The sequence below is a fragment of the Uniformispora flossi genome (assembly GCF_049534875.1).
Lineage (GTDB): Bacteria > Actinomycetota > Actinomycetes > Streptomycetales > Streptomycetaceae > Yinghuangia > Yinghuangia aomiensis.
In genome coordinates this window covers 220,618-247,348 of record NZ_JBMULZ010000013.1, presented here as the reverse complement: position 1 = coordinate 247,348, position 26,731 = coordinate 220,618, and the positions used below count along the sequence as shown (strand labels likewise).

The following is a 26,731-nucleotide window of genomic DNA, read 5'->3' as shown; positions in this document are numbered from 1 at the left end:
ACGCCAGGTCAGTGGCTCAGTCCCTGGTCCAGCGCCTTGTCGACGCCGCCGTCGCGGCGGTACACCGTGAGGCCTCCGCCGGGATTGGTCAGGCGCCCGCGAGAATCCCATCCGCGGTCCAACCGGGCGTAGCTCTCGGCCATCTGCCGCACGCTGGGAATCGCCGCGGCGATCCGAGCCAGGGGGGTCGCCAACGGCGACGCCGGGACGCGTTCCCCGCGGTGCCGAGAGCCGATCCCACGGGACCGCCCTGGCGGGGTGAGTGATTCCGAGGTGCCCCGCCGGCCGGGCTCGGGGCCTTCCCGGTTCGCCGCGACGTGCGCCGGAACCGTGAGGCCGAGCTTGCTTCCCGGCGTCGCATTGACGTACGCCTTCGCTGCGTTCGCGTCCAAGCCCGCGTTGACGAGGCCGTCACGGATGCGGGCCACGTACGCCGTGTTCGGGTTGTTGTGCACGACCTCGTCGGCGCGGAACGGGGCGGTGAACGTGAGCAGCGGCTCGCCGTCGATGGTGCCGAGGTGGAACACCGTGCCGTACGCCCCCGGGGACACCTGCACGGCGCCTTGCTCGACGACCCGGTCGATGTCGACGCGCAGTGGTTCCCCCGCGTCGAGTTCCTGCGTCACCACGTCGGCGAACTGCTGTTCGGACAGCGGGTAGGTGCGCATGATGGTCTCGTGCCCTCGCCCGTCCGCCAGGTCGACGAAGGCGACGCCCTTTCCGTCCCAGCGCTGGGAGTTCCCGGCGGTGAACAGAAGTCCGGGTACTTGCACGAGTGTGCTGCGGTCCAAGTCGATCGGTGTGCGGTCGCTGCTTCCCCGCTCCACGATGTCCGTCCCCGGGACCGGTCCGCCCAGGACGTACGGCTTGAAGCGCCGGTCGTCCATGTTCGAGCCGTAACTGGCGTAATGGACCGTCATCCGGCCGCCTCCCCGTATCACCACGCGGCGTTCCTTCGATCGGACCGATCGGGTCCAAGGCTGCCAGACGCGTCAGCCGGGCACGGGGTTTGTCCGTTTCCCGCGGTAACACGGACGACCGCAAGGGACGCAGCCGCGGATGTCAGGTACCCCGGCGGTGGTCCCGGCCGAAGCGGCGCTCCCTTTCGGCGGGGTCAGGTGACAGGTCAACGACAGCCTCTCTGGCTCTCCGCCGCGCGGCCCGGGCGGCAGGCCCTGCCTGCGAAGACGGTACGGGGCCAAGCCCTCGTATGGGTGCGCCTCTCAGATCGGCCTTGCGGATTTCGCCCTCGCGCTTGTCGGCCCGTCGTATGGCGGCTTTGGCTGCATCGCTCAGCTCGTCGCTCATGTCATTCCTCCTCGCTTGCGCTCGGTTCCCTTCATTCCTACCCGGGGGACCGGGGCTGTGTCACCGGGCGGGGCGCCGGATCGGACACGGCTATCGGGTTCCTCACACGCCGGGATCGAATGTTCCCGGCATGCCGATCGTTCGACGCGGTAGAGCGTTCCGGCGGACCGGGTCGGGACGAGACCGAGAGGGGTTGCCGCATGCGCGCGGTTTTCGTGACACGGTTCGGAGGGCCCGAGGTCATGGTCCTGGGGGAAGCGCCGGACCCGGTGCCCGGGGCGGGGCAGGTGCTGGTCGATGTCGCGTTCGCCGGGGTGACGTTCGTCGAGACGCAGATCCGGGCGGGCACCGACCGGTGGCACGAACGGCCGGAACTGCCGTTCGTCCCCGGGAGCATGGTCGCCGGGCGGGTCGCCGCGGTCGGTGCGGGAGCGGACTCGGCGTGGGTCGGCCGGCGTGTGCTCGCCGGCACCGGGGAGACCGGCGGGTTCGCGGAACGCGCGGTGGCCGATGCGGGCGAGCTGATCCCGGTCCCGGACGGGCTGGACCTGTCCGTCGCTCTCGCGCTGCACACGGACGGGAGCACGGCCCTGGGTCTGGTCGAAGGCGCGCGGATCGAACCGGGCGACTGGGTCCTCGTCGAAGCCGCGGCCGGCGGGGTCGGCAGCATCCTCGTGCAACTCGCGGCGGCCGCGGGCGCGCACGTGGTTGCCGCGGCGCGCGGCACCCGGAAGCTGGACGCGGCCCGCGCGCTGGGGGCCGCAGCCGTCGTGGACTACTCCGAGCCGGGGTGGGCCGAACGGGTGCGCGAGGTGACCGGCGGCGGCCCCGACGTGGTCTTCGACGGCGTCGGCGGCGCGATCGGACGCGCCGCGTTCGAGGTCACCGCACGGGGAGGACGGTTCTCGGTGCACGGTGCCTCCAGCGGGGAACCCACCGTCGTCGACCCGCACGAGGCGCTCGACCGCGGAGTGCGGGTGCTCGCGCTCGAGCAGCTGTTCACGTTCGGCCCCCGGATGCACGGCTGGGCCGAAGGGATCATGGCCGCCGCGGTGGCGGGTCGCGTCCGCCCCATGGTCGGCCAGACCTTCCCGCTGGACCGGGCCGCGGCCGCGCATGCCGCGATCGAGTCGCGCCAGGCCCTCGGCAAGACACTGATCACCATGAACTGACCGCGCACCCGGCCGCAGGCCGCGGACTGCAGGATCATCGTCGTGTTGGCCGCGCACACCGAGAAGCAGGGAGACACCATGACCACGACCGTGACCGACGACCAGATCCAGGCTCTGGCGGCGACCGCGAAGCCCTACAGCGTGGCCCTCCTGCAGTGGGCACCGGGGCGGACCATGGATGGCGCGGACGCCGTGGAACGCGAACACCAGCGCCGGATGGTGTCGTTGCGCGCCGACGGCGTGATCGCGGTCCTGTGCCCGGTCGCCTCCGACACCATGGCCGGCATCGCGATCATGACCGTCCCGGCCGAGGAAGCCGAGGAGATCATGGCCGGGGACCCCTGTGTGCAAGCCGGGATGATGACGTGCGACGTGCACGCGTGTTTCGGCTTCCCCGGAGACACCCTCCCGGAGTGACCACGCGTCGCCCCGAGCCCCCGTGGGGCCCGGGGCGACGGGTCTCGGCACGGCGCACCTACGGCAATCCTCGTCCGCCCGCCGAAGTACGCGGCCGCAGAGGGCATTTCCGGACGGTGCCCACGCGCACGCGGACGCCGGGAGCGGACGTGGCGGTGCCGGCTCCCCGGGGCGCCGCCACGAGGTGGCCGTGCTGATACCCCAGCGCCACCGCGTGCGCGCGCGTGCGTGCGTGAAGCACCTCGAACAGTCCGCGGGCCCGGGAACGGACCGCTTCCTCGGACAATACGAGGCGCTCCGCGATCTCCGCGTTGCTGCGCCCGTGGGCCATGCCTTCGAGGACGTCGAGGTGGTCGGGTTTCAGTTCGACGGCCTCCCGCGGCTCGGCGGGCAGGCCGGTCAGCCAGCCCTCGCGGTAGGCCAACCCCACCAGGCCCGCACGGTCCCGTTCGCCCACCCGGGCGGTGATGCGGTTCAGATGGCTTTTGACGGTGAACGGCGACAGGCCGAGCGAACACGCCATTTCCTTGTTCGTGCTGCCGCGCGCGATACCGGCCACGATCTCGATTTCCCGGGTATTGAGCGGGCTGCCGGGATGCGGTGGGAAGTGCGGTCGCGCGGAGCCGATCGACCGCACCACCGCATCGACGATCTTCTCGATGTCCGCCGAACTCAGCGGAATGCCGTGGCGGCCGACCGCGGCGAGGATCGCGGCGTGGACCAGTTCCGGATGGATCGACATCGACATGCTCCTTTGCACGCCGCCGGCCGCGGTTGCGCGAGGAGGCGGGGAGGTCCCGACACCCCCCGAGTGCCGGGACCACCCCGTGCCGCGGCAGCGGGCGCCTCACTGCTACCTGCCGGAAAAAGTGATCCGTGCCGAACCGGATCGTCCGCCCGTCGGCACCCCGCGGCGGCCGAGGTCTTCGGCCGTCGCCGAGCGTTGTTCCGGGCAACTGATACCTCCAGAGGCTGGTGCGGGGCGGCCGCCGTGCGACCCACCAACCTGTTCGAAATCCATGGGGGTTGCGGTTTCTCAAGCACCCGACTCCGTGGCATCCGGGGGCACGCAGGCCGCCCGTCCGCTGCCGCCCCCCTCGGGCCGCGAAGTGCCAGGAACACACCTTCACGCGGGAAACGATTCCCGTCAACGGCTGATTACCCGAGAAGGGATATCCACCCGCACGGGCGAAGTTCGTCCGGGTTGATCCTTGCGGGGGAGGCGCCGGAAAGCTCTCGTGCCATTTCCGTGTTCCCGGGAATTGCCGCACGGGCAAAACTGTCGAACGCCCGTTTCGCGGGGTCGAGTTCGTGGGCACGTCGCGGTCGGCGTCAGCGGTGCGCCGGGGCTCGGCGTTCGAGGTGCGCGAGCAGGTCGGGGATGAGGTAGCGCACGACGGCGTCGACGCTTTCCGCCGGGTATTCGTCGTGGAGTTGGCGTAGCCGCCCGGTGTCCGGATCGGCCATCGCGAGCAGGACACCTACGGTGTCGAGGCCCAACTCGCCGGTCCCGATGCGGGTGATCATCACCAGGGCACCCTCGGGCAGTTCGACGGTCACACCGGGCGGGTAGACCGGGCCGTCGAAGTCGACGCCGCACTGCGTGACATGCACGGCGGTCAGCTGTCTGACGGACAGGCGCTGACCCACCGGTTCGGTGGGAATGCGGAAGCGCATGGCGGAATATGGTCCTTCGGAGGAAGGCGCCCGGCGCGCTGCCGGACGCGTGGTCGACGGTCGGGGGATGCGGGTGGAGCGGTGCGGGGAAGCGGTCATGACGGAAACCGCTCCCTCGGGTACGTGGCCGGTCGCGACGGCCGCAGGCGCGTGCGTTCCCCGTGGCGGGCCAGGACGTCGCTGCTGAGGCTGTCGGCGTAGCAGGCGACAGCTCCGGGAGCGGTGGCGGCGGCGAGGAACGCGGCAACCGCGGCCATCGGCGCGTCGCCGTCGAACACCGCGCGCCACACTTCCGGGCCGTCCCTGCCGACTGTGCACAGCACCGCCCAACCCGAGCCGACGCGCAGCATCCAGGGAATGTGCCACTTCGGCGCAAGAACCCCGTACGCGACGAGCAGGTCGCCCTCGCCGTGCCGGGCCTCGACGAACCGGCCGTTCAGCTCCCGGATTTCCCATCCGGTGGCGGCCAAGTGCGCGTGCGCGGCCGCGACGTCGGGGCAGAAGGGTCCGCCCGGGCCGGCCTCGGGTGGGCGCGGCCCCGGTTCGTCGCGGAGCCCGTCGGCCAGCGCACCGAGGTAGGCGGCCACGGCGGCGGTGGGCACGTCGTCGCTGAAGTCCGCGGTCCACAGCACGGACGTGCGGAGGCCGTCCGTGCACCGGATGCGCCAGGTCCAGACGCCGGCGGCGGGCAACCAGCCCGCGTAGACGAGGCCGCCGGGGTGGCGGGCATGGACGTTGGCGGCCGGGTCCGCGACCATCGACCAGCCTCCGGCGCGTATCACCTCGAACGCCGGCTCGGCGTCGACGCCGCCGGCGAACCGAGGCGGCACGGACACGACGACGGAGTGACTGCGGCCGACGGACACTTCCCGGGCTCCTCTGCTCTGCTTTCGCGGTGTCTTCGGATTGCCGTGCTGCGCGTGTTCGGAAATCGACGCCCGACGCGAATGCCGATGCGCGCCGCACTGTGCGCGGCATCGACGAATATCCCCGCGCAACGGGTCCCCGTTGTTCGAGTTGCCGGCAAATCGGTCCCCCTGCAGTCGGGCTCGGTCGCCGTATCGCCAACCAACTCTCCGGAATCGGTCGCGAACTGCGGCTTCGAGCGTCGACTCGGGCGGCACTCGGCGCCCCGGACGGAACTCCTGTCCGCCTCCCCCGAATGCGACGAGAAGTGCCGGGGATATACCTTTACGCCCGCGTGGATTCCGCGTCAACGGATGATTGCCGGTGTGCGGATCTCCACCCGCACGGACGAAGGTCGGCCAGCTTGCGCCCTCCGGGGGCCGTGCCGGAATGCCCTTGCCGAATTCCCGCAGATCAGACCGGTGTCCTCGGTAAGTCCTATTTACATTTCCGGCGCGGAGTGAATGTGCCGCGGGCGGCGCGCCGATTACCCGACGGGGCGAGATGCTCCTCGCCGGACGCCGTGCGGCACGATGGCTCCATGGACGAGCGTGAGCGTGCGGCGAGTCGGACGGCGGTACTGGTCTGCCAGGGGCGTGCCGCCGCGGACGGCATCATCGCGCCGGGCCGTTTCGCGGATCCCGTGGCGGCGCGGCTGCTGTCCGACGGGGAGCGCGCGCCGGTCGACCAGGTCCGGGCGGGCACGCCCCCGGAGGGGTGGCGGGCCCGTACCGGGTACGAGAGCGTGCGGGCCTGTGCGGACGTCGTCGTTCCGCGGACGGTGGCGATCGACGACGCGGTCCGCGCCCGGGCGCGCGGCCAACTGGTGATCCTGGGAGCGGGGCTGGACACGCGCGCGTGGCGTCTGCCCGAGCTGGCCCGGACGGACGTGTGGGAGGTCGACCATCCGGCGTCCCAGCAGGACAAGCAGGCCCGCCTTGCGGCAGTTGCGGCGCCGCACGGTGCGAGGGACGAAGACGGCGTGAGGGACGAAGACGGCGTGAGCGGCGAGGACGGCAGCCGTGCCGAGGATCTCCCGGCTCTGGCCCGGTCCGTGCGGTTCACGCCGGTGGACTTCGCGGTCGACGATCTCGGCGCGGCGTTGGATGCGGCGGGACACGACGCGTCCGCGCCGACGGTGTGGCTCTGGGAGGGCGTGGTCCCGTACCTCACGCGCGGTCAGGTCCAGGCCACGATCACGGCGATCGCGGCACGGACCGCGCCGGGCAGTGCCCTGATCGTCAATTACCAGGCTCCGTCGGTACGGGCGCGCGCCGGAAGGCTGCTGGCGCGGGTGCTCGGCAGTTCGGCCACATCCGCCGAACCGTGGCGGTCGCTGTGGCGGCCCCCGCAGATGGCCGAGCTGTTCGCGGTACACGGATTTCGGGTGGTGTCGGACGACGACCTCCTCACTCTCGCGCACCGCCTCGGCAGCCCGTCGCGGGGACGGTCGTCGCTGCGTTCGGGCCGCGTAGCCGTGGCGGAGCCACGGTCCTGAGCCTTGGCGGTGGCGGCGGTCACCGTGAGGGGCGCGAACATCCACCGGACATGGCCCAAGGCCTCCCGACCACGGGGGGCGTGGTCGGGAGGCCGGTTCGGGGGCAGGCAACGGGCCGCGACGCGGCCCCGGTTCGGGGCCGGGTGCCGACGGGGGGGCTCCGGCGGTGCCGGCGCGGACGTGCGAACGGCTCACACCGCCGCCCACCACCCCGCATCCAGGTCGTGGGCCATCGGCCCCTCCGTCGCGGCCGCGGCCAAGTGGCGGGCGGCGGCGACGCCTTCGGCCGGTTCGAGCATGCAGCCGACGACGAGGCCGAGTCCGGTCTCCGCGCAGGCGGCGACCACCTCGCGGGCCGGGCCGAGGCCGCCGCACTTGAGGAGCTTGAGGTTGACCAGGTCCGCCGCCGACGCGTCGGCGACGCGCCGGACGTCCTCGGCGGTGAACACGCTTTCGTCCGCGAGGACGGGCCACGGGGAGGCCCGGCGTACCGCGGCGAGGCCGGCGATGTCGTCGGCGCGGACCGGCTGTTCGACGAGTTCGAGGTCGATGCCGAGGGCGGCGATCCCGTCCAGGACCCGCACCGCGTCGGAGGGCGACCATGCTTGGTTCGCGTCGACGCGCAGCACGGTCGCGCGGTCGCCGCCGCCGAGCGCGGCATGGACCGCCGCCACCCGTTGGACGTCGGCCTCCGGGTCGGCGAGCTTCAGTTTGAGGGTGTCGAAGCCCTCGGCGACGGCCTCGCGGGCCGCGGCGGCCATCGCCGACGGACTGTCGACGCTGACCGTCAGGTCCGACCGGACCGGCGCCGCGGCGTTGCCGAGCAAGGCCGGGAGCCATCCGGCCTCGGCCGGATCGCCCGACGCCGCACCGGCCGACGCCGCACCGCCGTCCGAACCCTGATCGGCCGAGCGGCCGAGCCCGGCATATTCCGCGGCGAGGTGGTGCAGCGCCAGATCCGCCGCGGCCCGTGCCGACGGCACTCCGGCGGCTGCGGCACCGATGGCGTCCACCGCCTCGGCAAGGGTGCGCGGGCCGCGCCGGAGCGCGCCGGTGATCGGGCCGTGCAGGGCGGCGAGGATCGATTCCTCGGTGTCTCCGGTGATGGCGGGGGTCGCCACGGTGGTGCCGATGGCCCGTATCCCGGACGACGTGTGCAGGGACACTTCGATGGCCGACAGCGCGCGGACGGTCCGCAGCGCGGTGCGGAACGGCCGGCGCAGCGGACGCCGGACCACCGCGGTGGACAGCCCGTCGACCGGCGGCAGTTCGAGGTCGGGCAGCGGCGGAAGCGGGCGCGGCCGGTTGCGGGCGGGACGCCGCATGAGGACTTGGGGCGTTCGCCAACGCGGGTCGGTGCGGCGCGGGCCTTCGAGGCGGAAGCCGGCCCGCTCGTACACGTCCCGGGCACGGGAGTTGGCCTCGAAGACCCACAGCCGGACATCCCGGTCGGGCATCGCGTCGAGGGCGTGGCGGAGGAGGGTGCGTCCGACCCCGAGGCCGCCGGCCGCGGGGTGGACGTACAGCGCGGCGAGGTAGGCGCCGTCCGCGTGTTCGGCGTCCTCGCCGAACCGGGTGAAACCGACCGGGTTCCCGTCGGCGCCGACCGCCAGCACCGTGGCCAGCCGCGGGTTGTCCAGTCCCGCGGCCAAGTCCCCGGCGACATCCGACGGTTCCATGGCGTCGATGACCTCGTCGGGCACGACCCCGCGGTATCCGCTCCGCCACGCATGCACGAAGACCTCGGCCATGGCGGCCAAGTCGCCGACGCCTGCGTTACGCAGTCCCACGCCGGGGGCTACGCGTCCCGCGGTGGTCATGCGATCACGCGCATGTGCCGGGGCCGCACCGCCGCCGGGCGGGGGAGTTCGATCGGCTGCGCGCCGGGGGTGAGGGAACCGAGGATGGCTCCGCGCCGGGCACCGGTGGCCGACGGGACGGTGCCCTCGAGGCCGTGCACGGAGAGGTAGCCGAGGAGGGCGAACAGGTAGGCCTCTTTGCCCTGCGCCGGAAGCCCGAAGTCGTCGATGGGGCGGATCCGGGTGGCGGGGGCGAGGTCCGCGATCCGCCGCATCAGCGTCGGGTTGCGCACGCCGCCGCCCGCGACGACCAGTTCGGTGACGTCGTGGTCGCGGCACGCCTCGACGACCAGCTGTGCGGTGAGTTCGGTCAGAGTCGCGAGGAGGTCGTCGGTGGCGACGGTCCGGCCGTCGAGGGCGTCCCGGACGTAATCGGCGTGGAAGAGTTCCTTGCCGGTCGACTTCGGGGGCGCGAGCCGGTAGTAGGGCTCGGCCAGGAGGCGGTCGAGGAGCTTGGGGTCGACGGTGCCGCGGGCGGCCCGGGCACCCCCCTTGTCCATCCGCTCGGTTCCGCCGGTGGCGTCGACGACCGCCGAGTCCATCAGCGCGTTCGCCGGGCCGATGTCGTAGGCGATGACCCGGCCGTCGCGGTCCCGGACCGTGATGTTGGCGATGCCGCCGAGGTTGAGCGAGCCGCGCCGCACCCCGGAGGCCTCGGAGTCCTCGGAGAGGACCAGGAGTTCGTCGAGGGTCGAGGCCAGCGGTGCGGCGTGGCCGCCGCGGGTGATGTCGCGGGTGCGCAGGTCGGTGACCGTGGTGAGGCCGGTGGCTTCGGCGATCCAGGCGGCCGCGCCGAGCTGCAGCGTGCCGAGGGCGTGGTCGCCGTCGACCCAGTGGTACACGGTTTGGCCGTGCGAGATGACGAGGTGCGCGCCGCCGCCGGCGACCTCGTCGTTGGCGCGGGCCGCGACGGTGCCGAAGAACTTGCCCAGTTCGGTGTCCAGGCGGCACACCTCGGACAGCGTGGTGGAGTGCGGGGGCAGCGCGGCGGCGAGGCGGGCGCGGAGGTCGTCGGGCATGTCCGCGCTGTAGGTGCCGCGCGGCCGGCAGACGACGTCGGTCCCGTCGAGCGCGAAGTCGGCGACGGCCGCGTCGACGGCGTCGTACGACGTCCCGGAGAGTATGCCGATGACGGTCAGGTCCATCTGGTTTCTCCTTGGTCTGCGGCCGGGTCCGGGCCGGCCGCGGGCTAGCCCTGTCTAGTGGTCCAGGTGGTCGGCGGCCGCCGCGAGGACGCGGAGCCACATCGGTTCGGTCGGCCGCAGGTCGCCGAGCGCGGGCTGGGCGCCCGCGCCGGCCGGCACGGCGTGCAGGCGGTTGGTGATCATGGCGACGGCGGCGTCCCGGTCCGGAAGGGCCGCGACCGCCACGCCGGGGAAGCCGGTGTGGCCGAGTGCGCGTCCCCACGGGCCGTGCCAGATCCGGAAGCCGAGCGCTTGGCCGGGGTCGGCTCCCGGAGCGGTGAACGCCGAGGCGGTGACCGGGCGGATCGGGCCGCGCCCGGCCAGGCTGTCGGACAGTCCGGTGCCGAAGCGCAGCAGGTCGGCGGCCGTGGTGAACAGGCCGGCGTGCCCGGCCGCGCCCTGGAAGGCGTGGAAGGCGTTGCCGTCGTTCACCTCGCCGACCACGTCGTGCTCGCGCCAGCCGGGGAAGGCGTCGGCCGCCGCCGCGATGGTGTCGGGGACCGGGTACGGGGTGCCCGTCGCGATCATGCGGCGCTCGACCCAGTCGCCGGCCGAGCTCGCCGCGACGGGCCCGCCCGGCACCGGGGCCCGGTAGCCGGTCGCGGTCAGCCCGTAGGGTGTCATGACCAGCTCGGCGACCGACCGCTCCAGGCCGCCGCCGATCCGCCCCACGACTTCACCGAGCAGGATGAAGCCGAGGTCGGAGTAGTGGCGCCCGGCGCCGACGGCGTACCGTCGCGGGATCCGCGCCGCGCGGGCCGCGGCTTCGGTGCCGCCGGGCCCGTCGAGGTACAGCGGCCACCACTCCCGCAGCCCCGCCCGGTGCTCCAGCAGGTCGCGCAGGCGGATGGCCGGATCGGGGCCGGGCAGGTAGCGGGCCGCGGGGTCGTCGACGCCGAGGTGGCCGAGGTTCGCCAGCGCCATGAGGGCGGCGGTGGTGCCCAGGATCTTGGTGACCGAGCCGGCGTCGGTACGGGTGTCCCAACCCATCGGCTCGTCCGGCGCCGCCGCGCCCTCGGGGGAGCGGCGGGCGTGGCCGGTGGCCGCGTACGCGACTTTTCCGTGGGCGGCCACGGCGACGAGGGCGCCCGGCGGGGCGAAACCGTCGAAGGTGCTTCCGACCAGGTCGGAGGCGGCCTCGGCCAGGGGGCCGGACGTCTGGCGGACCGGCTGCGGGGGTGTCGGGGGGAGTGGCACGTGCCACAGGTTAATGGTTTACCTATTGCCTGTCATCCAGGTGAACATTTAACGTGAGGGCCGTTCGCCGCTCCGTTGTTTCGAAGGACGTCGCCATGACAGCTCGCACCGCGCCGCGTCGGGGGACCGCTCGGAAAGCCCGTTCCGGCACCCGAAGAGGCCCCGCTTCCCGGTTCCGCCTCCTGACCGGCATCACGGCCACGGCCGTCGCCCTCACGACGGGATTGGCCGCCTGCTCCCCCAGCAGCGGCTCCTCGTCGTCGTCCGGCGGCGGCGTCTCGGCCTTCACCGTCGCCCGCACGGGCGACATCGACAAGCTCGACCCGCAGCTCGCCACCGCCTTCCAGACCCAGCAGACGCTCGGCCTGGTGTACTCGTCGCTGGTCAAGACCGGCGCCGACGGTTCGCTCCAGCCCGACCTGGCCTCGGCCTGGACGATCGCGCCGGACAACCTGACCGTCACGTTCACGCTCCGTACCGGAGTGACCTGGCACGACGGGACGCCGTTCACGTCGGCGGACGTCAAGGCCTCGCTCGAGCGGATCCTTAACCAGGCCACCGGCGCGGTCGGGCGTTCCAACCTGACCGCCATCTCCGGCGTCGACGCCCCGGACCAGGGCACGGTGGTCCTCCACCTGAGCAAGCCCGCCGCGTCGCTGCTGTACTCGCTCTCGTCGGTGAACACCTCGATCCTGAGCGCCAAGGACATCGCCGCCGGCACCGTCGGCAAGCAGCCCGACGGCACCGGCCCCTTCACCTGGAAGCAGTGGGACCAGGGGCAGCAGGTCGTGCTGGCCTCCAACGCCGCCTACTACGGCGGTGCCCCGGCGATCAACACCCTCACCTTCCGGGTGATCCCGGACGAGGCCTCGATCCTGTCCGGCATGAAGGCCGGTGCCTTCCAGCTCGGCCAGATCTCCGACCCGGGCATCGCCCAGCAGGCCGGATCCGGCGGCGGCTTCGACCTCGTCAAGCAGCCGACCCTGGCGTACCACACGCTGATGCTCAACGGCCGCCGCGGGCCCCTGCAGAACCAGCAGGTCCGCCAGGCGATCGCCTGCGCGGTCGACCGGGACCAGGTCCTCAAGACGGCGGCCTACGGCGACGGCACGGTCACCGGGCCCATCACCAGCCCGGCGTTCCCGTACCCGGCCACCGACGGCCTGCCCTGCAAGCCCGGCGACACCGCCCAGGCCAAGCAGATGCTCGCGGCCGCCGGCTACGGCAACGGATTCTCCCTCGACACCATCGTGGAGACCGGCGAATACGCCACCGCGGGCGCCGAGGCGCAGAACCTCCAGGCCCAGCTCGCCAAGATCGGCGTGAGCCTCAACCTGCGCCAGCTGCCCACGTCGCCGTACGTGACGGCGTGGCTCGGCGCCGACTACGAGGCCGCGGTCGCCCTCAACGGCGGCTCCTACGACCCGTACCTGATGTACGGCCGCTACTTCGGTGACGGCGGCAGCCTGAGCAAGCCCGCGGGCCTGCAGTCCAAGGCCCTCGCGGACCTGCTCGCCCAGGGCAACGCGACCAACGACGACGCGGCCCGGAAGACCATCTACGGCAACCTCCAGAAGCAGCTGCTGACCGAGTCGCCGTGGGTGTGGATGTTCCGCTCGGACGACTACTACCTGGTCAAGTCCGGCGTCAAGGGCTTCACGCCGCGCCCGGACGAACTGCTGACCTCGCTGGCAGCAGTCAAGTGACCCGGTGGCGCCCCGCGCGCGGGAACCGGAGCCTGCGCCGGGGCGCCGCCGGCCCCACCGCACGACCCCGACGACAACCACGACCACGACCACGAGAGGAGCCGACCGCATGTTGACCTGGCGATGGTTCGCCGCGCGGTTCGGGGGTGCCGTGCTCACGCTGCTGGGGGTGACGGTTGTCGTCTTCGTGGTGCTGCGCACGATCCCCGGGGACGCCGTCACCGCGTCCCTCGGCACCGAGTCCGGCACGCTGACCCCGGCGCAGCGCGAATCCCTCAACCACTACTACGGCATCGACAAGTCCTGGTTCGAGCAGCTGTGGACGTGGATCTCCGGCATCGCGCACGGCGACCTGGGGCTCTCCACCACCAGCGGCAAAGCGGTCACCGAACTGCTCGGCACCGCGCTGCCGGTGACCGTCGAGATCGCCGCCCTGGCCGCACTGATGGGCACCGCGGCCGGCATCGTGCTCGGCGTCCTCGCGGGCGCCCGGGCCGGACGCACCTCCGACACCGCCACCCAGGGCGCCGCCCTGGTCGGCCTCGCCATCCCCGAGTTCGTCGTCGGAACCGCCGTCGTCACGATCCTCGCCGAAGTGTTCAGCTACTTCCCGAGCACCGGCACATTCATCCCGATGACCAACTCGGTCTCGGAGAACCTGAGCCAGGTCTTCTACCCGTCGCTCGTCCTCGCGATCCCGTTCGCGGCCAACGTGATGCGCACGACCCGCTCCGAGTACGTCGAGATGGCCGAAGCCGACTACGTGCGCACCGCCCGCGGCAAGGGCCTGCACCCCGGCCGGATCCGCCGCGCCCACATCCTGCGCAACGCGACGATCCCGATCGTGACCCTGACCGGCATCCAGTTCGGCTACCTGCTGGGCGGCACGGTCATCGTGGAGCAGATCTTCGCGCTCCCCGGCATGGGACGGCTGCTGCTGACCTCCATCACCAACCGCGACTACCCGGTCGTGCAAGGCACGGTGCTGGTCATCGCCGTGCTGTTCGTCCTGGTCAACCTGATCGTGGACCTGCTGTACCGGGCCATCGACCCGAGGACGCGTGCGGCATGAGCATCCAACCTCTCGTCACCGAGGCCGAGCCCGTTCCGGCGTCGGCACCGGCCGCCACCCGCAGCCGCCTGCTCGCCCGCGTCTGGCGCGACCGCAACGGCCGGGTCGGGCTGATCGTCACCGGATTCCTCGTGCTGGTCGCCGTCCTCGGCGCGGTCGGCGCGGTACCGCACGACCCCATCGCCCAGCATCCCGACGACCGCCTGCAGGGACCTTCCGCCACCTACTGGTTCGGAACCGACCAGTTCGGCCGGGACATCGCCGCGCGGGTCGCCGTCGGCATCTGGACCTCGCTGCGCGTGGCCGTGCTGTCCGTCGCCATCGCCACGGTGATCGGCTCGCTGCTCGGCATCTGCGCGGGATTCTTCCGCGGCTGGGTCGACCAGGTCGTCAGCCGGTTCGTGGACATCCTGTTCGCCTTCCCCGCGATCCTGCTGGCCCTCGCCGTCGTCACCGCGCTCGGCACCGGCTGGCAGAACACCGCGATCGCGATCGCCGTCGTCTACACGCCGATCTTCGCCCGGGTGTCCCGCGGACCCACGCTGTCCGTCGGCAACGCCGAATACATCAAGGCGCAGCGCGTCCTGGGCACCCCGCTCCCGCGCGTCATGCTGCGGCACGTCCTGCCCAACGTCAGCGCCCCGATCGTCGTGCAGGTGACGCTCGCGCTGTCCTGGGCGATCCTCACCGAATCGTCGCTGTCGTTCCTCGGCCTGGGCACCCAGCCGCCGGCGGCCAGCCTCGGCCTCATGGTGTCGGACGCCCGCAGCACCGTCGCGAACGCCTGGTGGACGCTCACGTTCCCGGCCCTCGCGATCGTCGTCGCGGTCATCGCCCTCAACCTGCTCGGCGACGGACTGCGCAGCGCCCTCGATCCCCGGAGGGAGTCGCGGTCATGACGGACAAGCTGACGAAGGCCCGCACAGGGCCGCACGAGAACGGTGCACCGATGAGCGACACCGGAGCGGCACCAAAGCCGACCGGCGACCCGGTCCTGACGGTCCGCGGACTGCGCACCGCAGTCCGCACGGCGTCCGGCCCCTTGGAGATCCTGCGCGGCGTCGACCTCGACGTCGCCCGCGGCGAAACCGTCGCCGTGGTCGGGGAATCCGGCTCCGGCAAGTCGTTCACCGCGCTCAGCATCGCCGGCCTGCTGCCCTCCGGCGCCGACGTCACCGGCGGCAGCGTGCTCCTCGAAGGACGCGACCTGGTGCCGCTCCCCGAGGACGAGCGCCGCAAGGTCCGCGGCGCGGAGATCGGCATGGTCTACCAGGACCCGATGACCTCCCTCAACCCGGTCATGCGCATCGGCAAGCAGGTCACCGAAGGCCTCCGCGCGCACGGCTGGTCCAAGGAGGACGCCCACGAACGGGCTCTCGAAGTCCTCGGCGAAGTCGGGCTGCCGTCGCCGCGCGCCCTGATGCGGCAGTACCCGCACCAGCTTTCCGGCGGCATGCGGCAGCGCGTCCTCATCGCCTGCGCCCTGGCCCCCCGGCCGAAGGTGCTCATCGCGGACGAGCCGACCACCGCGCTCGACGTCACCATCCAGCAGCAGATCCTGGGCACCGTCGCCCGGCTCCGCGACGAATACGGACTGGCCGTCGTGTGGATCACCCACGACCTGGGGGTGGTCGCCCGCATCGCCGACCGCGTCGCCGTCATGTACGCCGGCCGCGTCGCGGAGCTCTCCCGCACCCGAAGCCTGTTCACCCAACCGCAGCACCCGTACAGCAGCGGACTCCTGCGGTCGCTGCCCACCCCGGAGCACCCCCACCAGGCCCCGCTGCCGCAGATCGGCGGCGCCCCGATCCTGCTGTCCGACCTGCCCCCCGGCTGCCCGTTCGCGGCACGCTGCCCGCAGCGCGCCGACCGCTGCACACGGGAGGAACCGCCCCTGGTGAACCGCGGGTCCGCGAGCGCGGCCTGCTGGTTCCCCCCGCACGAGTGGAAGAACACGCCGATGGAGGTGACCTCGCATGCGCAAGGTGCGTAAGACCGCGGAGGCGCCGCAGGTTTCCCGCAGCGCCGCGGACGCCGCCGGTGCCGCCGACACCCCGGCCATCGACGTCCGCGGCGTGGTCCGGCACTACCGCTCGCCCGGCCGCGGCGTCGTCCACGCGCTGGACGACGTCAGCGTCCGCGTCGAACGCGGCCGGGTCCTCGGCATCGTCGGCGAGAGCGGCTGCGGCAAATCGACGCTGGCCCGCCTGCTGACCCGGCTCGAACGGCCCGACGACGGCACCGTCGAGGTCCTCGGCACCCGCATCGACAACGCCAAACGGGGCCCGCTGCGCCGCATGCGCCGGACCATCCAGCTCGTCTTCCAGGACCCCTACGCGTCCCTCGACCCCCGCCAGCGGGTCGGCGCCGCACTCGCCGAAGTCCTCGACGTGCACGGCCTGCCGTCGGGCCCCGACCGGGTCGGGGAACTCCTCGAACAGGTCGGCCTGGTCGCGGCGCTCGCCGAGCGCTACCCGCACCAGCTGTCCGGCGGCCAGCGCCAGCGCCTGGGCATCGCCCGTGCGCTCGCCGTGCGCCCCGACGTCTTGGTCCTCGACGAACCGGTCTCCGCGCTCGACGTCTCGGTGCGCGCCGAGATCATGAACCTCCTGGTCCACCTGCGCGAGGAACTCGGGCTGACGTTCGTCTTCATCTCGCACGACCTGGGCATGGTGCGGCACTTCGCCGACGACATCGCGGTGATGTACCTCGGCAAGATCGTCGAGATCGGCCCGTGGGACGCCGTGTCCGACGAGCCGCTGCACCCCTACACCCGCGCCCTGCAAGCCGCCGTGCTCATCCCCGACCCCACCCGCGACGCGGCCGTCGCCGAAACCGGCGTCACCGGCGAGGTGCCGGACGCGGCCGCGCCGCCCACGGGCTGCCGCTTCCACCCGCGCTGCCCGCTCGCCGAGGACGTGTGCCGGACCGAAGAGCCCGTGCTGCTCCCCGTCCCGGTGCTCCGGAAGGACGGCAGCCGGCCGTCCGGGGAACACCGCCTCGCCTGCCATGTGGTGCGCCGCCGGTTCGCCGACGCGGCGGAGGCTGCACAATCACCTGCGCAGGCGACGGCGCACACGGCCGCACCGGCCGTACGGGTTGGGAAGGAGACGGGGGAATGACGAAGGCTACCGCGCGCAAGGGGGCATCCGCGGATCCCGCCGCGGAGGACCGGGCACCGGCATCCGGCACCCGGACGGGCTCACCGTCCGGCCGCCACGATCTGCTCACGCGACTGCGCGGACTGGCACCGTCGCTGGTGCCGTCGAAGCGCCGGGTCGCGGCGTGCATCCTGCGCGACCCGGCGACGGTCGCCGCCCAGACGATCACCGAACTGGCGCGGGCCGCACAGACGTCCGAGACGACCGTGCTGCGCCTGTGCCACGAACTCGGCCTGCAGGGCTACCGCGACCTGCGCGTGGCCCTCGCCACCGAGTCGGGGCGCGAGCAAGAGCGCGCCGACGGCAAGCGCACGGTCGGCGGCGACATCGGCCGCGACGACGACCTCGACGCCATCATCGACACGATCACTTACCACGACCGGCAGGCGATCGCCGACACCGCACGCATCCTCGACCGCGCGGCGATGGCCGAGGCGGTGCGCCTCACTTCCGCGGCCCGCCGCATCGACATCGTCGGGGTCGGGGCCAGCGCCGTGATCGCCCTCGACCTCCAGCAGAAGCTCCACCGCATCGGGCTCATCGCTTACGCCTGGCACGACACGCACGCCGCACTCACCGCGGCGGCCCTGCTCGGCCCGGACGACGTCGCCATCGGCGTCTCGCACACCGGCGCCACGCTCGACACCGTCGACGCCATCGGCGAAGCGGCCGCCCGCGGCGCCCACACCATCGCCTTGACCAGCGCACCGCATTCGCCGCTCGCCGGCGTCGCCGATGTGCTGCTCACCACCGCCGGCCGCGAGACGACGTTCCGCTCCGGAGCGACCGCCTCGCGGATCGCCGCCCTGAGCGTCGTCGACGTGCTGTTCGCCGCCGTCGCGCAACGCAACTACGACCGGGCGATCTCCGCGCTCGAAATCACCCGCAGGGCCGTCGTCAGCCGCCGCGCCGACATCGACGAAGGCCCCTGGGAGGAAGACCGCACGTGAAACAGACCCGCATCCGCGTGATCTCCCCTACCGAGGAGGTCAACACCCGCACCCACGACCTGGACATCGTGCCGACGCTCGAACTCGTCCGGCTCATCAACGCCGAGGACGATCGCGTGCCCGGCGCCGTCGCCGCCGTGCTCCCCGAACTCGCCGCGCTGGTCGACGTGTCGGCCGCCCGCGTCCAAGCCGGCGGACGCGTCCACTACTACGGCGCCGGGACCTCCGGGCGCCTCGGCGTCCTCGACGCCGCCGAGCTCACCCCCACCTTCGGCAGCACCGGCACGGTGGTGGCCCACCAGGCGGGCGGCGCCCGCGCCTTCGTCACCGCGGTCGAAGACGCCGAAGACGTGATGGACGGCACCGACACCGACGACATCCGCTCGGGGGACGTCGTCATCGGCCTGGCGGCCTCCGGCCGCACGCCCTACGTCGGCGCGGCCTTGACCGCCGCCCGGGCCCTCGGCGTCCCCACCGCCCTGGTGACCTCCAACCCGTCCGCGCCGCTGGCCGACCTGGCCGACCATCTCCTCGTGGCCGACACCGGCCCCGAGGCGCTGACCGGCTCGACCCGGCTCAAGGCGGGCAGCGCCCAGAAGCTGATCCTGAACACGTTCTCGACCGCGCTGATGGTGCGGCTCGGGCACACGTACGGGAACCTCATGATCGACCTCCAGGCCACCAACGCGAAGCTGCGCGGACGTTCGCTGGAAGTCCTGGGCCAGGCCACCGGCGCGGACCGGGGGGAGGCCGCCGAGGCACTCGACGCGTGCGGCGACATCAAGACCGCCGTCGTCTACCTCCTGGCGCGCCGCTCCGATGTGCCCGCACCGAGCCCCGAACGCTGCCGGGCCGCGCTCGCCGACGCCGGCGGCTACGTCCGCCGGGCACTGGCCGTGTTGGAGGGACGGCCCGCCCCGCTCGTCCCCCCGGCGAAGCAGACATGACCGTGCCGCTCGCCCACCGCCGCGGGCGACGGTCCGCACCCGACCGCCCGCTCACCGGTCTCCCCACCGCCGATCCCGCCCTGCGGGACACCCTCGACCGCGTACTGCCGGGCGCCGTCGCGGCGCGGGCGAGCGACCGGCTCGCCGCCGCGCACGACGCGTCGCACTACCTCATCGTGCCGCAGGCGGTGGTCCGGCCCCGGGATGTCCCGCACATGGCGGCCCTGTTCCGGGCCACCGCCGCGCACGGCGTGGCGGTGACGTTCCGCTCCGGCGGCACCAGCCTGTCGGGGCAGGCCGGCGGCGACGGGGTACTCGTCGACACCCGACGCCACTTCCGCGGCATCGAGGTCCTCGACGACGGCGCCCGCGTCCGGGTCCAGCCCGGAGCGACCGTCCGCGCCGTCAACACCCGGCTCGCCCGGTACGGCCGGAAGCTCGGCCCGGACCCGGCCAGCGAGACGGCCTGCACCATCGGCGGGGTCGTCGCCAACAACTCCAGCGGCATGGCCTGCGGCACCGAGAGCAACACATACCGCACCCTCGAGTCGGCCGTCCTCGTCCTGCCGAGCGGCACGGTCGTGGACACCGGCGCGCCGGACGCCGACGACCGCCTCCGCGCGCTCGAACCCGCCGTCCACGCGGGACTCGTCCGGCTGCGCGACCGGGTCCGCTCGAACCCGTCGTCGCTGGCCACGATCCGCCGCCTGTACGCCCTCAAGAACACCATGGGCTACGGCGTGAACTCCTTCGTCGACCACACCCGCCCGGTCGACATCCTCACGCACCTGGTGATCGGCAGCGAAGGCACGCTCGCCTTCGTCGCCGAAGCCACCTTCCGCACCGTGCCGTCCCATCCGCACACCGCAACCGGCCTGCTGCTCTTCGACGACCTGACGGCCGCGACCGCCGCCCTGCCGGACCTGGTCGCCGCCGGGTTCGCCGCCGTCGAACTCCTCGACACGACAAGCCTGCGCGTCGCGCAACGCGACCCGAAGGCCGCCGACCATCTGCGCCGCCTCGACCTCCGCACCCACGCGGCCCTGCTCGTCGAACACCAGCAGCCCACCACCGAAGCCCTCCGGGAACGGGTGGACGCAGCCGACCGGCTCCTGCGCGAACTCCCGCTCGCCGAGCCCGCCGCCCTGACCGGCTCGGCGGAAACCCGCGCCGCCCTGTGGCACATCCGCAAGGGCCTGTACGCCACCGTCGCGGGCGCCCGCCCCTCGGGCACCACCGCGCTGCTCGAAGACATCGCCGTCCCCGTCGACCGCCTCCTGCCCGCGTGCACCGAACTCACCGAACTGTTCGGACGCCACCGCTACACCGACAGCGTCATCTTCGGCCACGCGAAAGACGGCAACATCCACTTCCTCCTCAACGAGGACTTCGACGACCCCCGGCTCGTCGAGCGGTACCTGGCGTTCACCGAAGACATGGTCGACCTGGTGCTCGGCCACGGCGGCACGCTCAAAGCCGAACACGGCACCGGCCGCATCATGGCGCCCTACGTCCGCCGCCAATACGGCGACGAGCTGTACGACGTCATGCGCGAAACCAAGCAACTCATCGACCCGCAAGGCCTTCTCAACCCGGGCGTCCTGCTCTCCGACGACCCGGCCGTACACCTCGGCCACCTCAAATCCACCCCGACCGTGGAAGCCGAAGTGGACCGGTGCGTCGAATGCGGTTACTGCGAACCGAGCTGCCCGAGCCGCGACCTGACCGTGACACCCCGGCAACGCATCGTGCTGCGCCGCGAGATCGCCCGCGCGCAGGCGGCCGGGGACACCGAACTGGCGGCCCGCCTCGAAGACGAGTACCAGTACGACGGCGTGGACACCTGCGCGGTGGACGGCATGTGCCAGACCGCCTGCCCCGTCCTCATCGACACCGGCGACCTCACCCGCCGCCTGCGCGCCGAACGACTTGGCCGCACCGCGCAGAAGCTCGGCACCACGGCCGCCAAGCACTGGGACGGCGTCACCCGAGCCGCCGCGGCCGCCCTGACCGCCGCCGACGCGCTGCCCGCCGGCCTGCCCCGCACGGTCGCGGCCGCAGGCCGGGCGGTGTTCGGGCCGGAAGCGATTCCCGCCTGGTCGGCCGAACTGCCGCGTGGCGGGACCGCGCGCCGGGCGCGCCCCGTGACCGCCCCGCAAGCCGTCTACTTCCCGGCGTGCGTCACCACCATGTTCGGCCCGGCCGGGGCCGACGACACGGGCGGCGGTGTCCGCGACGCCTTCCTCGTGCTCTGCGAGCGGGCCGGCATCGACATCCGCATCCCCGCCGGCATCGCCTCGCTCTGCTGCGGAACCCCCTGGAAGTCCAAGGGCCTGACGGACGGCCACACCGCCATGAGCGACCGCCTCGTCCCCGCCCTGCGGCATGCCACGGACAACGGAGCACTGCCGGTCGTCGTCGACGCGGCCTCGTGCACCGAAGGCCTCACCCAGGTGCTCGCGGAACACGGCATCATCGTGGTCGACGCCGTCGCCTTCACCGACACCGTCGTCCTGCCGCGCCTGCCCCGCGCGCGGCGGCTTTCCTCCGTGGTGGTCCACCACACGTGCTCCGCCACCCGCCTCGACCTCCGCGCGGCATTCCTCCGCGTGGCCGCCGCGACGGCGGACGACGTCGTGGAACCGGACGACTGGGACTGCTGCGCCTTCGCCGGCGACCGCGGCCTCCTGCACCCGGAACTGACGGCATCCGCAACGACCGCGGAATCCCGTTCCGTCGCCGCACACCCCGGATCCGCGCACGTGTCCCTGAACCGGACCTGCGAACTCGGCATGACCCGGGCCACCGGGCACCGGTACCGGCACGTCCTCGAACTCCTCGAGGACGTGACGCGCCCGATGCCGTAGGGCAGGACGGTCCCTTGCCGTACCCGTCGGCGATCGGCGACGGCCCGGGGGACCCGCGCGTGTCGGCCCGGAAGCGGGCAGATATGACTGTCCGCGTGGCCGATCAGAGGAACACCGCGCGTTTTGTCATGGCAACGTCCTCGCTCGTCCTCGCCGCCAGCGCGGTCGCGGTGGCGGTCAAAGTGGTGGGCAGTGACTTCGGTTCGCCGCCACCGCCGCGCCTCATGGACCCCGGGGCGCTGCAGCAGCGGGTGGCCGACCAGGTCCAGGGCTACCGGGACACGCCCGTCACCAGGGTGAGTTGCCCCGCCTCCATCGTGGTGAAGGTCGGCACCCGGTTCACCTGCCACTTCTGGGACGGACGCATGGGCGAAGTCCCGGTGACGATCTCCACCGACCAGGGCGACATCACCCTGGGCGAACCGACGCGGTTCTGACACCGGGCGTTCCCGGCGGTATCCCGTATGCGCGGCAATCGCCGCGGGGAATGGACATCGCGGGAGCGGCAAGGGGGGCACGCTATCGTCGGGAACCGTGACTCAGCCGCCCGCCCCGCCGCCCCATCCGCCGGGGAACCCGCCTGGCGGCGCCACCCCTCCGCCGCCCGCGGGACCGCCGACGGGACCGCCCGCGCCTCCGCCCCGCCCGCCTGCCGGGCGGCCGCCCGGCGGGCCGCCCCCGAGGCCGCGCCGCGGGCGCGCGATGGCGATTGCCGCGGTGGTCGTGGTTCTCGCGGTCGTCGCCGGGGTCCTGGTCGTCGTGCTGCGCGACGACGACGCGGAGCCGGCGGCGGGTATCCGGGCCGCCGACGTGCTGACCGAGCGTCAGTTGGCGCTCGTCCGCAAAGCCGTACCCGACCCGAAGTGCGACGCCGGTGCCGGACGGGCCGCCGGCGACCCGTCGTCGGTCGCGCTCGATGTGATGCGCGTGGACGGCACGTGCCTGAAGGTCACCACCGAGTACCTGCCCGCCGACCGGGTCGCCGCGCGCCGCGCCGAACTGGCCAAGGACCCCTCCGTCGTGGAATCCGCGGTCGCACCCCTGATGACGACCGACGCCACGCCGCTGCTGCCGGCCGTCGAGGACCACCGCGACGACCAGTGGCCGCTGGACATCCTCGGCGTGCCGAAGGGCGCGGACCGGATGCCGTGGCCGGACGGCACGGGCGCGGTGGTCGCCGTCCTCGACACCGGCATCGACGCCGCTCATCCCGACCTGGCGGGCGCGGTGATCGCCCGCCGCGACTACCCCGGCCAAGGCGCACCGGACCCGGACGGGCACGGCACCCATGTGGCCGGCATCGTCGCCGGCCGCAGCGGCAACGGCGGCATCACCGGCGTCGCTCCCGCGGTGTCGCTGCTCGACGTGCCGGTCCGGCTGGAACAGGCGAACGACACCGGGCCTTCGTGGCTCGTCGGCCTGCCTTGGGCGGTCAACCACGGTGCCGACGCGGTCAACATGTCGTTCGGCATCGCGTACGCCGAGTACACCAAGCCGGAGAACGACGGCGCTCTCGCACTCGGCGCGGCAGCCGTCGAGTTCGCGCGCAACTCGCAGGTCGTGGTGGTCGCCGCGGGAGGCAACTGCGGCGGCGGCGCGAGCACCCGGGACCCCAGCTGCGAGGCCCGCGACGAGCGGCAGCTGCCCAGCGGTTACGACGACGTCGTGGCCGTGGGCGCGGTCGGCCCCGGCCGCGACCTCTCCGCCTTCTCGAGCAGGAACGACGACATCGACCTCGTCGCGCCGGGCGGCAACCACGGCAACCGCCCGCCGAACATGTCCGGCAACGAAGTACTCTCCGCCAAACCGGGCGGCGGCTTCGCCCGGATGGAGGGCACGTCGCAGGCGGCCCCGCACGTCGCCGCGGCCGCGGCGGTCGCCCGGTCGCTCCGGCCCGACGCCACCGCCGACGAGATCGCCGACGCACTCGTCGGCACCGCCGACATGAACGGCATCGCGAAGGACGACCGCGGCAAGACCGGCTCCGGCCACGGGCTCCTGAACATCCCGGCCCTGGTCGACCGGCTGCGCAGCGGCCCGACGGCTTCGCCGTCCGGGCCGGCGCCGGGCCCCGGCGCCTCCGGATCGCCGGGAGCCGCCGCCGCGCGCACCCAGGCCGCGTACGTGCACGACGGCACGCTCTACGCCTTCGACGGCACCACCTCGAACCCGGTGCGCCGCGTCGATCCGCAGTCCCCGCTGCGGTGGGTCGCCTGGTCGTCCGACCACACGCTGCTCGTCGGCGCCGACGACACGACGCTGTTCTCGTGGGCAGGACCGGGCAGCCGGATCGTGGAGAAGCCGTGCGACTGGTGCGGCGAACCGCGGGAGAAGCCGGCACTCGTCGACGACGCGGTGATCGCCGACCCGCTGGCCGGAACACCCACCGCGGACCTGGTGATGCGGGTCTCCTACGACGGCACGCTCACCCGCTACAGCGCCCGGACGCTGGAGGAACTCGGCTCGGCACGGGCAGTCTTCCCCGACGGCGAGGCCGGCGACAAGTCGCTCCAGGGCACCGTCGCCGGGAAGCTGATCGTGCACGCGTCGGGCGGCGCCCACGCCTCGGAGCGGCTGTGGCTGGTGGACCCGGTGTCCGGGCAGGCCGGCGCGTTCCACGACGTCACCGGATCGGTGCTCGGCGGCGCCGCGGTCTCCGCGGACGGCGGCAAGGTCGCGCTCGTCACCGGATACGGCACCTGCGGTCGGCCGGACGGGATGTACGTCCTGGCCGGGAACGACCTGCGGGAGATCGCCAAGCCCACCCCGCCCCCGGGCGTCATGGTCGACGAACTGTTCTTCAACGGCGGCACGTTGCTGGCGAGCATGGCGACCTACACGATGGCGCCGGGGACGCCGTGTGTGCGGCTCGCCTCTGCGGGCCTGTGGCAGCTGAACGGCACCACATGGCAGCGCGTCGACCCGTCCATGACCGCCGGGCGCCCGCTGGAAGGCCGCCCGGGGACGTTCCCGACCGGCTGGCTCACCGTCCGCGGCACCGCGGGCGCCGTCGAACCGGCCGCCGCCATCGACCTCGACAAGGGCGACCTGGGCACCGTCCAGGGCCGCGTCTGGGCAACGCCCACCCGTACGGAGGTGCCGATCCCGCCCCCGCGCTGACCCGATGGCGTGCCTCGCGCGCCGGTGGTCGACTGCGGCTTCGTTGTTCCCGCGGGGGTCGCACGCACGCGAAAACGGTCCGGTCGGCAGCCGCCGACCGGACCGTCGTTTTCAGGGCCTCGGACCGCCGCCGGCGGCTCCGGCGGCGGTCCGCTGGTCACGCCCGAGGGGTCACGCGGGGGTGCCGCCCGAGTTGCGGCGCCGGCTCCAGAGCAGGGCACCGGCTCCGCCGACCAGCAGCGCGCCGGCGGAAACGCCCACGATCAGGGAGGTGTTGCTGTCCCCACCGGTCTGCGCGAGGGAGGCCGGGGCGATGTCCGTGACCGGCGGCACCTCGGGCTTGCCCTCCGGCGGCGTCGTCTCGCCGCCGCCCGCGGCGGGCGCGGTGGTGCTGCTCGTCGGCTTGACCGTCGCGGGCGCCGACGTGGCCGGCGCGGACGTGGTGGGCGCCTCGGTCGGCGGCTTCGACGTGGCCGGGGCCGTCGTCGGCGGCTTGGCGGTGGTCGGCGGGGTGGTGGGAGTCTCGCACTTCTCACCGCCGTTCCACGCGGTGATCAGGTCGTTCGGGAAGACCCCGTTCGGGTATTTCGGGAGCGGGTTCTCGGTGCCGTCGAACTTCTTGCCGTTCCCGTACAGGTCGACCTGGCCGAAGCACTTGGGCACGAACGCGCTCACGTCGAGCGTGTCCTCGCGCTGGTCCCGGCTGAGCTTGGTGGTGTCCCAGCCCAGGAAGGTCTGCTTGCCCGACTTCGCCCAGGTCGGGCCCTCGGTGCTGTAGGAGGCCAGCGAGACCGCGTATTCGCACGTGTTCTCGACCGGCGTCTTGAGACGCACCTTGATCTTCGTCACCAGCGCACTGTCCATGCGGCCGGCCGTGGTCCAGGTCTTGCCGTCGTTCAGGGAGTACTCGATTGCGGCCTTGCCGCAGCGTTCGCCGCCGCTCGCGAAGGCGGCGCCGCTCGCGAGGACGGGGAGGGCGACGCCGACGGCGCCGACGCCGACCGCGCTCGCTATGAACTTCTTCATGCCTTGTCGCACAGGACACTCCGGTTGTTCGGCACGACGGCCGAGGTTGACGGATACCGTTCGCCCTTGGGGGAACCGGGGCTTCGGTCAGGCGCCGCGCATCGCGATCCGGCGACCGCGGCGCACAGGATTATGCCGCCTCCGAGGCATCGCCCGATCCGCAGGTGTTCGCGGACGGGATGTTGACCCTCCCGCCTCCGACACCCGGCAGCGCCGCAACCCACCCCCCCGGTGCACCGCGACCGGGGAGTGGTGTTCGCCCATCACGACGTCAATCCTCGTCCGCGTACAGCCGCATGACGTCCTCGGGTGTGACGTTCGGCGGGAGAATCACATGCGCCCAATATCCTTCGTCCGCGAACACGACCTCGATCTCGTCCGGCACCAGCTTGCGGAACCAGGCCGCGAATTGCGCCACAAGCTCGTCGTCTCCGTCCAGCACGATCGCGTTGTGCGGCCGCTGCAGCCAGCCCTCGACCGCGAGGTCCCGCTCCGCGTACGTCCAGGTGGCGTCGCGCACACCGCCCGGGCGCGCGTCGCCGATCGGGTCCACGACCGCCCGCGGCCATGCGCGGGCGAGCCGGTCCAGTAAGTCGTCGCGGTCGACCGACCAGCCGTCCGCGGGCGGCTCGAAGCCGCTGACATGACGTGGCATCGGACGACG

General features: G+C 72.9%; 22 protein-coding genes. 13 read left to right on the top strand and 9 right to left on the bottom strand.

From position 1 onward, the window contains the following. Positions 1 to 8 precede the first annotated feature (8 nt). Complete coding sequence (locus ACPA54_RS26510) at positions 9 to 920, bottom strand: hypothetical protein (protein WP_423533831.1); 912 nt, start codon at positions 918 to 920, stop codon at positions 9 to 11. Between the two features lie 588 nt (positions 921 to 1,508). Between ACPA54_RS26510 and ACPA54_RS26505 the strand changes: the two genes are divergently transcribed. After that, positions 1,509 to 2,480, top strand: coding sequence for a zinc-binding dehydrogenase (locus ACPA54_RS26505; RefSeq protein ID WP_423533829.1), 972 nt, complete (start codon positions 1,509 to 1,511; stop codon positions 2,478 to 2,480). Positions 2,481 to 2,558: 78 nt separating this feature from the next. Further along, positions 2,559 to 2,897 (top strand): YciI family protein, encoded by a 339-nt coding sequence (locus ACPA54_RS26500; protein ID WP_423533827.1) that lies wholly within the window; start codon positions 2,559 to 2,561, stop codon positions 2,895 to 2,897. Between the two features lie 58 nt (positions 2,898 to 2,955). On the opposite strand, the gene ACPA54_RS26495 is transcribed toward ACPA54_RS26500, so the two are convergent. From ACPA54_RS26495 to ACPA54_RS26485, 3 genes are all read right to left on the bottom strand, one after another. Further along, the gene (locus tag ACPA54_RS26495) at positions 2,956 to 3,639 is read right to left on the bottom strand and encodes a response regulator transcription factor (RefSeq protein WP_423533825.1); all 684 of its coding nucleotides are present in this window, start codon (positions 3,637 to 3,639) and stop codon (positions 2,956 to 2,958) included. Positions 3,640 to 4,229: 590 nt separating this feature from the next. Beyond that, positions 4,230 to 4,574 carry a hypothetical protein gene (locus ACPA54_RS26490; protein WP_345679236.1) on the bottom strand — a complete coding sequence of 115 codons (345 nt, stop codon included), beginning with the start codon at positions 4,572 to 4,574 and terminating at the stop codon, positions 4,230 to 4,232. A 95-nt stretch (positions 4,575 to 4,669) separates the two neighbouring features. Further along, the gene (locus tag ACPA54_RS26485; RefSeq protein WP_423533823.1) at positions 4,670 to 5,440 is read right to left on the bottom strand and encodes an SPDY domain-containing protein; all 771 of its coding nucleotides are present in this window, start codon (positions 5,438 to 5,440) and stop codon (positions 4,670 to 4,672) included. Positions 5,441 to 6,021: 581 nt separating this feature from the next. Between ACPA54_RS26485 and ACPA54_RS26480 the strand changes: the two genes are divergently transcribed. Next, positions 6,022 to 6,978, top strand: coding sequence for a class I SAM-dependent methyltransferase (locus ACPA54_RS26480; protein ID WP_423533821.1), 957 nt, complete (start codon positions 6,022 to 6,024; stop codon positions 6,976 to 6,978). A gap of 191 nt (positions 6,979 to 7,169) precedes the next feature. Here the strand turns inward: ACPA54_RS26480 and ACPA54_RS26475 are convergent, their stop codons facing one another. The 3 genes from ACPA54_RS26475 to ACPA54_RS26465 are packed head-to-tail and all read right to left on the bottom strand — an operon-like array spanning position 7,170 to position 11,218. Then, entirely contained in the window at positions 7,170 to 8,798 is a 1,629-nt protein-coding gene (locus tag ACPA54_RS26475; RefSeq protein WP_423533820.1) for a GNAT family N-acetyltransferase, read from the bottom strand. Further along, complete coding sequence (locus ACPA54_RS26470) at positions 8,795 to 9,976, bottom strand: anhydro-N-acetylmuramic acid kinase (protein WP_423533865.1); 1,182 nt, start codon at positions 9,974 to 9,976, stop codon at positions 8,795 to 8,797. Before ACPA54_RS26470 ends, ACPA54_RS26475 begins: the two co-directional genes overlap by 4 nt. Before the next feature lie 60 nt (positions 9,977 to 10,036). Continuing rightward, on the bottom strand, positions 10,037 to 11,218 hold the full coding sequence (locus ACPA54_RS26465) for a serine hydrolase domain-containing protein (protein WP_423533818.1): 1,182 nt from the start codon (positions 11,216 to 11,218) through the stop codon (positions 10,037 to 10,039). 95 nt (positions 11,219 to 11,313) lie between these two features. Between ACPA54_RS26465 and ACPA54_RS26460 the strand changes: the two genes are divergently transcribed. The 10 genes from ACPA54_RS26460 (at position 11,314) to ACPA54_RS26415 (ending at position 25,041) form a co-directional block, all read left to right on the top strand. Next, on the top strand, positions 11,314 to 12,924 hold the full coding sequence (locus tag ACPA54_RS26460; protein WP_423533816.1) for an ABC transporter substrate-binding protein: 1,611 nt from the start codon (positions 11,314 to 11,316) through the stop codon (positions 12,922 to 12,924). A 109-nt stretch (positions 12,925 to 13,033) separates the two neighbouring features. Beyond that, on the top strand, positions 13,034 to 13,996 hold the full coding sequence (locus ACPA54_RS26455) for an ABC transporter permease (protein WP_345679230.1): 963 nt from the start codon (positions 13,034 to 13,036) through the stop codon (positions 13,994 to 13,996). Then, the gene (locus tag ACPA54_RS26450) at positions 13,993 to 14,895 is read left to right on the top strand and encodes an ABC transporter permease (RefSeq protein WP_345679229.1); all 903 of its coding nucleotides are present in this window, start codon (positions 13,993 to 13,995) and stop codon (positions 14,893 to 14,895) included. The genes ACPA54_RS26455 and ACPA54_RS26450 overlap by 4 nt, the downstream gene beginning before the upstream one ends. Further along, complete coding sequence (locus tag ACPA54_RS26445; protein WP_423533814.1) at positions 14,892 to 15,989, top strand: ABC transporter ATP-binding protein; 1,098 nt, start codon at positions 14,892 to 14,894, stop codon at positions 15,987 to 15,989. The genes ACPA54_RS26450 and ACPA54_RS26445 overlap by 4 nt, the downstream gene beginning before the upstream one ends. Continuing rightward, positions 15,973 to 17,118, top strand: a complete 1,146-nt coding sequence (locus ACPA54_RS26440) for an ABC transporter ATP-binding protein (RefSeq protein ID WP_423533812.1) — start codon at positions 15,973 to 15,975, stop codon at positions 17,116 to 17,118. The genes ACPA54_RS26445 and ACPA54_RS26440 overlap by 17 nt, the downstream gene beginning before the upstream one ends. Beyond that, on the top strand, positions 17,115 to 18,107 hold the full coding sequence (locus ACPA54_RS26435) for a MurR/RpiR family transcriptional regulator (RefSeq protein ID WP_423533810.1): 993 nt from the start codon (positions 17,115 to 17,117) through the stop codon (positions 18,105 to 18,107). Before ACPA54_RS26440 ends, ACPA54_RS26435 begins: the two co-directional genes overlap by 4 nt. After that, positions 18,104 to 19,054: an N-acetylmuramic acid 6-phosphate etherase gene (locus ACPA54_RS26430; RefSeq protein ID WP_423533808.1), complete on the top strand. Its 951-nt coding sequence runs from the start codon at positions 18,104 to 18,106 to the stop codon at positions 19,052 to 19,054. Before ACPA54_RS26435 ends, ACPA54_RS26430 begins: the two co-directional genes overlap by 4 nt. Continuing rightward, entirely contained in the window at positions 19,051 to 21,921 is a 2,871-nt protein-coding gene (locus ACPA54_RS26425) for an FAD-binding and (Fe-S)-binding domain-containing protein (protein ID WP_423533806.1), read from the top strand. The genes ACPA54_RS26430 and ACPA54_RS26425 overlap by 4 nt, the downstream gene beginning before the upstream one ends. Positions 21,922 to 22,049: 128 nt before the next feature. Further along, positions 22,050 to 22,358 (top strand): DUF4333 domain-containing protein, encoded by a 309-nt coding sequence (locus tag ACPA54_RS26420; protein ID WP_423533804.1) that lies wholly within the window; start codon positions 22,050 to 22,052, stop codon positions 22,356 to 22,358. Positions 22,359 to 22,623: 265 nt separating this feature from the next. Then, positions 22,624 to 25,041, top strand: coding sequence for a S8 family serine peptidase (locus ACPA54_RS26415; RefSeq protein ID WP_423533802.1), 2,418 nt, complete (start codon positions 22,624 to 22,626; stop codon positions 25,039 to 25,041). A gap of 171 nt (positions 25,042 to 25,212) precedes the next feature. Here ACPA54_RS26415 and ACPA54_RS26410 read toward each other — a convergent pair whose 3' ends face one another. After that, positions 25,213 to 26,079, bottom strand: a complete 867-nt coding sequence (locus ACPA54_RS26410; protein WP_423533800.1) for an LAETG motif-containing sortase-dependent surface protein — start codon at positions 26,077 to 26,079, stop codon at positions 25,213 to 25,215. 259 nt (positions 26,080 to 26,338) lie between these two features. After that, positions 26,339 to 26,722, bottom strand: a complete 384-nt coding sequence (locus tag ACPA54_RS26405) for a hypothetical protein (RefSeq protein WP_423533798.1) — start codon at positions 26,720 to 26,722, stop codon at positions 26,339 to 26,341. Positions 26,723 to 26,731 lie beyond the last annotated feature (9 nt).

What these genes read in the sequence shown, in the direction of transcription:
- ACPA54_RS26510 (WP_423533831.1), bottom strand. Translation starts at nt 920, where the DNA reads ATGACGGTCCATTACGCCAGTTACGGCTCGAACATGGACGACCGGCGC.
- ACPA54_RS26505 (WP_423533829.1), top strand. Translation starts at nt 1,509, where the DNA reads ATGCGCGCGGTTTTCGTGACACGGTTCGGAGGGCCCGAGGTCATGGTC.
- ACPA54_RS26500 (WP_423533827.1), top strand. Translation starts at nt 2,559, where the DNA reads ATGACCACGACCGTGACCGACGACCAGATCCAGGCTCTGGCGGCGACC.
- ACPA54_RS26495 (WP_423533825.1), bottom strand. Translation starts at nt 3,639, where the DNA reads ATGTCGATCCATCCGGAACTGGTCCACGCCGCGATCCTCGCCGCGGTC.
- ACPA54_RS26490 (WP_345679236.1), bottom strand. Translation starts at nt 4,574, where the DNA reads ATGCGCTTCCGCATTCCCACCGAACCGGTGGGTCAGCGCCTGTCCGTC.
- ACPA54_RS26480 (WP_423533821.1), top strand. Translation starts at nt 6,022, where the DNA reads ATGGACGAGCGTGAGCGTGCGGCGAGTCGGACGGCGGTACTGGTCTGC.
- ACPA54_RS26475 (WP_423533820.1), bottom strand. Translation starts at nt 8,798, where the DNA reads ATGACCACCGCGGGACGCGTAGCCCCCGGCGTGGGACTGCGTAACGCA.
- ACPA54_RS26460 (WP_423533816.1), top strand. Translation starts at nt 11,314, where the DNA reads ATGACAGCTCGCACCGCGCCGCGTCGGGGGACCGCTCGGAAAGCCCGT.
- ACPA54_RS26455 (WP_345679230.1), top strand. Translation starts at nt 13,034, where the DNA reads ATGTTGACCTGGCGATGGTTCGCCGCGCGGTTCGGGGGTGCCGTGCTC.
- ACPA54_RS26450 (WP_345679229.1), top strand. Translation starts at nt 13,993, where the DNA reads ATGAGCATCCAACCTCTCGTCACCGAGGCCGAGCCCGTTCCGGCGTCG.
- ACPA54_RS26445 (WP_423533814.1), top strand. Translation starts at nt 14,892, where the DNA reads ATGACGGACAAGCTGACGAAGGCCCGCACAGGGCCGCACGAGAACGGT.
- ACPA54_RS26440 (WP_423533812.1), top strand. Translation starts at nt 15,973, where the DNA reads ATGCGCAAGGTGCGTAAGACCGCGGAGGCGCCGCAGGTTTCCCGCAGC.
- ACPA54_RS26435 (WP_423533810.1), top strand. Translation starts at nt 17,115, where the DNA reads ATGACGAAGGCTACCGCGCGCAAGGGGGCATCCGCGGATCCCGCCGCG.
- ACPA54_RS26425 (WP_423533806.1), top strand. Translation starts at nt 19,051, where the DNA reads ATGACCGTGCCGCTCGCCCACCGCCGCGGGCGACGGTCCGCACCCGAC.
- ACPA54_RS26420 (WP_423533804.1), top strand. Translation starts at nt 22,050, where the DNA reads ATGGCAACGTCCTCGCTCGTCCTCGCCGCCAGCGCGGTCGCGGTGGCG.
- ACPA54_RS26415 (WP_423533802.1), top strand. Translation starts at nt 22,624, where the DNA reads ATGGCGATTGCCGCGGTGGTCGTGGTTCTCGCGGTCGTCGCCGGGGTC.
- ACPA54_RS26405 (WP_423533798.1), bottom strand. Translation starts at nt 26,722, where the DNA reads ATGCCACGTCATGTCAGCGGCTTCGAGCCGCCCGCGGACGGCTGGTCG.